This window comes from Leuconostoc pseudomesenteroides KCTC 3652, from assembly GCF_014634745.1.
Taxonomy (GTDB): Bacteria; Bacillota; Bacilli; order Lactobacillales; family Lactobacillaceae; genus Leuconostoc; species Leuconostoc pseudomesenteroides.
Genome location: NZ_BMBP01000018.1, coordinates 1 through 5,338, shown reverse-complemented (window position 1 = coordinate 5,338; position 5,338 = coordinate 1). Strand labels below are relative to the sequence as shown.

Below are 5,338 nucleotides of genomic sequence, written 5' to 3'. Positions count from 1 at the left end.
TGCTAATGACTTAAGTGAACGTCCTTCTTGGTGAAGTTTAACCAGTGAATCTTTAAAATCTTGTGAATAACGAATTGACATAAAAATACTCCTATACTTTCATTTTACGGACTGAATAAAAATAGTCCATTTTTTTAGTATAAGAGCACCAGCACCTAGACGTACTTCTAGGGGTATGAGTACCCAACAAATTTATAATGAACCATTACGAATTATTGATGAAACTGGTAAAGATAAACAGTATTTACCCTAAATAATTTAGAGTGTTTAATTATTGACTAAGGGAACAACTGTTCGTATAATAGTTATAGTAAATAAAACGACTGGAGCTGTTTGAGCTATGAACCAAATTGATGCTGTCATTGGGGATATTAAAGAAATGTTTGCTAAGCAACCTAACACAATATATGAAGTGAGAGTTGTTGACCAAATTTACTCAAAAAAGGTCAATATATTCTTTGAATGGTATAAAATTGGCAAGGCTACAAAGTCGCAACAAATAGCGCAATTCGATAGCACCTATACGGAAAAAATTCCTGAAATTATTAAGAAAATTCGTAAAGAAACAGGTTTAACGGTTCGTACAAATATATATGATTAGTCATAAAATGGCTTAATGCTAAAAAGAGACTAGCTTTTTTGTTTGCATTTAAAACCTAAAAAAATGAAGATGCCTGCGTTCATTCAATAATGCTATGTAGTGAATAAATATCACAGCACTTCATATGTTAAAAATTGACTATTTTTTTCTTTCAATTACACTGTTAACTATGCTGCCCGACAGATATGTCTGTAAGTTAGATATTGTAATGGATAACAGTCTTTCGCGTGTTTCAAACGGCGCCCAGGCAATGTGAGGGGTTATATAGCAGTTTTTAGCTTTAAGTAAGGGATTATTTTTTTGAATTGGTTCTTTGGTGACGACGTCAGTTGCCAAAGCGTATAGTTGATCTTGATTCAGGGCATCTGCCACATCGCTTTCATTAACTAGTTTTCCTCTTGAAGTATTCAGGAGAATAGCAGTAGACTTCATTTTAGCCAGTGTTGTCTTATTAATTAAATTGATTGTTTGAGGAGTTTGAATAACATGTAGACTAATAACGTCCGACGTTTTCAATAGTTCATCTAACGAAACTTGTTTAAGCCAATTTCCTTTTATTTTTTTAGGACGATGATTATAGAACACTACATTCATTTCAAATGCATGAGCTAATTTTGCTACTTTTTGAGCTATATGACCGTAGCCAATAAGACCTAATGTTTTATCTTTTAATTCATATAAAGGCTTGTCCCAAAAAGTGAAATCGGGTCCTTGTGACCAATGATCTTGATGAACTAATTGGTTATGTAGTCCAACTTGTCCAGTCACTTCAAGTAAGAGAGAAAAAGTGAATTGAGCCACCGCATCACTAGCATAGGTAGGAACGTTAGTTACCTCAATATTGTGCTTACTAGCACTTTCTAGGTCAATAACATCATAACCTGTACCCATAATTCCAATATACTTCAGGTTTTTAGATTGGGAAATGACATAGTCATTTATAGGAGTTTTGTGAGTGATAACAATTTCTGCACCATCAATTCGGTTTATTATTTCTTTTTCATTAGCTGTATTGGTACGGTCATAAAAAGTACAGTCGCCAACAGATCTTAACTTATCCCAATCTAAATCGTCATTTAACTCATAGCCATCTAAAAGAACAATTTTTACCATATTGCTAATACCTCTTTTTCGTTAATCATATCATGAAATTTATTAAGCATAGTTTATTTTGCATAGAAAGTAGACATGGTAAAAGATTCAGAAATTATCTGAAAATATAAAAAAATTGAGAATTTTTTCAACAATAAAGAATTAGCCACAAAATTAGTTAGTGCTTAACAGCTACTAGCTTTTTTGGTTGCATTTAAAAGTGAAAGGAATAAAAAAGATGGCAACAAAAATATGGTTACAGCCAGAACAATTAGAGCTGTATATTAAGCAGTTAGAACGGTTTAGAGACTTATATAGTCAACTAAACCAAACGTTAGAAAGTGATAGACAAGGCTTTCAATTCAAAGCTGGTGCGCCAAACTTCCAAACAACTTTAAGCGTATCAATGCAATTACAAGCTAAAATCAGACAAGCACAATCTCAAACATACGGAGATGGGCTTTTTTTTAACAAAGAATTAGCATCTAGAGTACAAGATTTGGTTTCAAAATCAATTGAGTTAACCTTTGCGTATCGTGATTTAAATTTGCTGATTAAGGGAACTGATCGCAACACTGAGAGTGGTTTGAATAAAATTGAAGAACAGTTGTATCCAGCAAAAAGACAATTGACAGAAAGTAAGTACTAAAAACTTCGAATGTTGAAGATTTTGAGTATATTGTTTTACAACAATATTTAGTTATGTTATATTTGCAGTATTAAGTGGCGCTACTTAATATTTGAAACAATCACGCATTATAAGAAAAGAGACTATTTTATGAAAAGATGGCACAAATCTTTTCTTGGCTTGCTGTGTTTGATTTATATTTTTGTACTGTCAATGACTATTTGGCCAGAAAGTATTACGGTCACAAATAATTTTATTGCTAAGATATCTGAGAGTAGTTCAGTCAACCAACACGAGTTTTTAAATATTGCTCAGATAAGTTTATTGGTACTGACTGTATTAGTCTTGGTGATTATTGTGTTGATACCTGCTCAAAAAAAGGGTATTCTGCTGGAAAAGAATAAACAAGGTTTACTCTCTCTTAGTAATGAGGGTGTGATTAGTTTTATAACTACAAGACTCTCCGGCTATAGCATGTCTAATATCAAGATTGATTTTAAAAACACCAGGAAAATTAATCGTTTTGATATCACAGCTGAGTCATTATATAAAAATCATGTTATCAAACAATTACCAGAAATTAAGCATACATTGACAAGTGAAATTCAAGAGTTACTGTCTGGAATAGATGAAAAAAAAATAGAGATTAATATTAAAGTCAATCAAAAACAGTCAAGTAGTTCACACAAAAAGAAGTCTACACGAGTCGTGTAGTAAAGTGGAGGAATCCAAGTGAAAAATAAAATTCCTAATAGTTGGCTATTTGGTGTTCTAGGCTTTATCTTAGCAACTCTACTAATGACCGTTGGCTTTGCTAGTACTTTTTGGATTGTAGTGGTGACAGTATTAGCAAGTGCAGCTGGTTACTGGCTAGACAAGTATGATTTTGATTTCACACCATTAGTGCAAATTTTCAAACGTAAATAGCAGTCAAGGAAACTGACTAATTTCATTTATACAAACGTAGAAGGGAAGTTATTATGGTTACAGAAAACAAGAGTACACAGAGTGCAGGAACAGATGTTAAAGGTGAACTAACTTTTAATGACAAAGTCATTCAAAAAATTGTTGGGTACGCCATCGAAAACGTTAAAGGTCTTCTCGGCGTAGATGGTGGTTTCGTTTCAAATATTAAAAACAAAATTGTCAATAGTGATGATCCAACTGATGGCATTGACGTGGAAGTTGGCAAAGAGCAAGTAGCTGTTGATTTAGATGTCATTATGGAATTTGGTCATAATGCGCATGATATCTACAAAGAATTAATTAAAGTAATTGAAACACAGCTAGAGAAAACAACTAGTCTTAAGTTAGTCGAATTAAATGTTCAAATTATTGATATTCAAACTCAAGCCGAATATAAGAATTCCAGAGTTACATTGCAAGACAAAGTTTCCGATGCGGGAAGTGCAATTAAAGAAAAAACTTCTGATGGTGTTAATTCGGTTAAAGAAACGGCCAGTAATTTAACCGACGATGATGGTCGCGTTAAATAAAACCTACACTAGTGAAAAAACCTCGAAACATAATTTCGAGGTTTTTTTTTGATTTATAAGTCAATATTTATGACAGTTATTTTTAAAGCTATGAAAAAGTTTATGATGAAAAATAAAATAATAAGCAACATTGTGAAATGTTAAACCTGTTCTAAGGGGTAAACCTAGACTGAAATAATCATAATTAAGGAGCAAATATGTTTTATGAGTGATGAAACAACACAAAAACGCAAACGACAACCACGGTTGAATGAGAACCAACGTCACATGATTGAATATTTGTGGAATATTGAGAAAATGACACAGGCTGATATAGCCAGACGTTTAGGCTATACACCGTCATCAATATTACGTGAATTACACCGTGGCAATACGCTTGATTTCTCACATTTAGATAGACGAACACTGCTAAATATGGATATACACGCACGTATCAAGTATTCGGCACAGCGTGGACAATATATTGCTTTGAAAAAGCGCAGTAAAATGGGTACTGGTCTCAAACTGACACCAGAACTAAAAGAAATCATTGAAACTTGGGTTAATGTTGAACATTGGACGCCAGAGCAAATTGCTGGTAATGTGCAAGATGTTGATGTGTCCGCATCTGTTATTAGGTTATGGTCTCGGCAAGGCCTTATCAATATTCGTAAACAGAAATATCATCGTCAAAATGGCACACCTAAAGAACGAGCTGTGGCACAAACTAAACGTGATAAGGAACGTGAAATTGCACGTTTGCGTGAACAATTAAAAAATGACGGAGAATTAGTCCGCCATTCGATATTTGATCGTTCACAAGTTGTGGAAAGTCGTAAACAGTTTGGTCATTGGGAAATTGATTTAGTGTTGCCAGCTAAAATGAATAATCAGCGTTATCAAGATACCACAGCCATTATGACATTGACTGAACGCAAGACTCGGTTTACCGCCTTAATATTAGTCCGTAGTAAGAAGTCTAGTGATATGGTTGATGCGTTTAAGTTGTTTTATGAACGTTACGGTAAAGCCGTTCGCACAATCACAGCCGATAATGGTTCTGAATTTATATCATGGGCCTTTTTAGAGTACGTCCAGAAACAACTAAAAATCAATTTATATTATGCGACACCGTCATCACCACAACAACGTGGTTCAAATGAGAACAGAAATCGTAAGCTACGTGATTGGTATCCTAAAGGCACGTCATTTAAAGATGTGAAGCAACGACAATTAGATGAAGTGGCTTCAAAAATGAATGCAATGCCACTTTGCTCAGAAGTCAATAAGTTGGACTATTTTTATTCAGTTACTTAGGCAACATTTGAGATACGATTGCGATTATAAAAATTGATATACCAACCAATGGCTGCTTGGACTTGCGTTAATGTTTTGTATGCCTTCAAATACACCTCTTCACGTTTCAATATTGAATGAAATGCTTCCATACGGCCATTATCGTATGGATGTCCTTTGAGTGAATATGAATGTTTCAAGCCATAATTTTGACATTTAATATTAAATTCAGCACTCGTGTATTGT

The 5,338-nt window shown here is 33.8% G+C and carries 7 protein-coding genes and 1 pseudogene; 6 read left to right on the top strand and 2 right to left on the bottom strand.

All coding sequences use genetic code 11. The features are described from left to right. Positions 1–340: 340 nt before the first annotated feature. The gene (locus IEU65_RS10190; protein WP_010294007.1) at positions 341–601 is read left to right on the top strand and encodes a hypothetical protein; all 261 of its coding nucleotides are present in this window, start codon (positions 341–343) and stop codon (positions 599–601) included. A gap of 138 nt (positions 602–739) precedes the next feature. Here the strand turns inward: IEU65_RS10190 and IEU65_RS10185 are convergent, their stop codons facing one another. Continuing rightward, positions 740–1,714, bottom strand: coding sequence for a D-2-hydroxyacid dehydrogenase (locus tag IEU65_RS10185; protein WP_010294008.1), 975 nt, complete (start codon positions 1,712–1,714; stop codon positions 740–742). A gap of 217 nt (positions 1,715–1,931) precedes the next feature. Between IEU65_RS10185 and IEU65_RS10180 the strand changes: the two genes are divergently transcribed. The 5 genes and pseudogenes from IEU65_RS10180 to IEU65_RS10160 all read left to right on the top strand — a co-directional run. Then, positions 1,932–2,342, top strand: coding sequence for a hypothetical protein (locus IEU65_RS10180; protein WP_168441557.1), 411 nt, complete (start codon positions 1,932–1,934; stop codon positions 2,340–2,342). A 129-nt stretch (positions 2,343–2,471) separates the two neighbouring features. Then, complete coding sequence (gene amaP, locus IEU65_RS10175; protein ID WP_168441558.1) at positions 2,472–3,035, top strand: alkaline shock response membrane anchor protein AmaP; 564 nt, start codon at positions 2,472–2,474, stop codon at positions 3,033–3,035. 18 nt (positions 3,036–3,053) lie between these two features. Then, positions 3,054–3,248 (top strand): DUF2273 domain-containing protein, encoded by a 195-nt coding sequence (locus tag IEU65_RS10170; RefSeq protein ID WP_010277843.1) that lies wholly within the window; start codon positions 3,054–3,056, stop codon positions 3,246–3,248. A 53-nt stretch (positions 3,249–3,301) separates the two neighbouring features. Beyond that, positions 3,302–3,817 carry an Asp23/Gls24 family envelope stress response protein gene (locus IEU65_RS10165; RefSeq protein WP_010277846.1) on the top strand — a complete coding sequence of 172 codons (516 nt, stop codon included), beginning with the start codon at positions 3,302–3,304 and terminating at the stop codon, positions 3,815–3,817. A gap of 204 nt (positions 3,818–4,021) precedes the next feature. After that, positions 4,022–5,068: pseudogene (locus IEU65_RS10160) on the top strand (IS30 family transposase); the annotation flags it as partial. A 41-nt stretch (positions 5,069–5,109) separates the two neighbouring features. On the opposite strand, the gene IEU65_RS10520 reads toward IEU65_RS10160, so the two are convergent. Next, positions 5,110–5,338 (bottom strand): integrase core domain-containing protein (locus tag IEU65_RS10520; RefSeq protein ID WP_188352253.1); only part of this gene is annotated, 229 nt, incomplete at its 5' end.